1 protein-coding gene is annotated in these 704 nt (G+C 50.6%); it reads right to left on the reverse strand.

Translation table 11 applies throughout. The features are described 5' to 3' along the window. Positions 1-179 precede the first annotated feature (179 nt). The coding region (locus O9X78_RS20785) for an IS66 family transposase (RefSeq protein WP_269621594.1) at positions 180-704 on the reverse strand (525 nt) is incomplete at its 5' end.

The raw sequence follows: 704 nt of genomic DNA on the forward strand, positions 1-704 counted from the left end.
GTAAGCGCTCAACAAACCCCACCCTATTTATTCTTTGCAATCTCGACTAAGGCATCTATAGTTTTCATAAGCTCAGGATGAGCCCATAGCATGGAAGGCATTCTCAGGATGAGGACTTGCAAGGGATGGTGGGGCATTGCCAAGAAGGCGGCTGCCTTCCTGCTACTTTATTTGTTTTCTCAGTGTTTTGCCCAAGGCAGCAGCGCCTGCAACTCTTCCTCGGTCTTTACGCTTGGGAGTGTTGCGAACACGTCGCGCAAATAGTGGTAAGGCTCAAGTCCATTGGCCTTTGCCGTTTCAATCAGGCTGTACAGTGATGCACTAGCGTGGGCACCTCTTGGCGTGGCGCTAAATAACCAATTCTTTCGGCCAATGACGAACGGTCTTATCGCGTTTTCCGCTAGGTTGTTGTCGATGTTCACATCGCCGTCGTCGGTATAGCGAATCAGCTTTTCCCAGTTTTTATCTAGGTAACCTAGCGCGGTTCCCAGCGCGCCTTTCGGTAACGTGCTGTGCAAGGTCTTATCCAGCCATTCTCGCAGCACTTGGAGTAGGGGCACGCTGAGCTCTTGTCTCAGTGTGTACCGATCTTCACGACTGATGTGCTTTGCCTGCTTTTCCACAGCATAAAGCTTCGCAATGAAGTTAATGGCAACATCGGCTTTGCCGATGCGCTTTGCTTTTTTGTCTTTGGGTGTAGCCGC

Origin of the sequence: Zhongshania aquatica, from assembly GCF_027257955.1 — a bacterium.
GTDB classification, from domain to species: Bacteria; Pseudomonadota; Gammaproteobacteria; order Pseudomonadales; family Spongiibacteraceae; genus Spongiibacter; species Spongiibacter aquatica.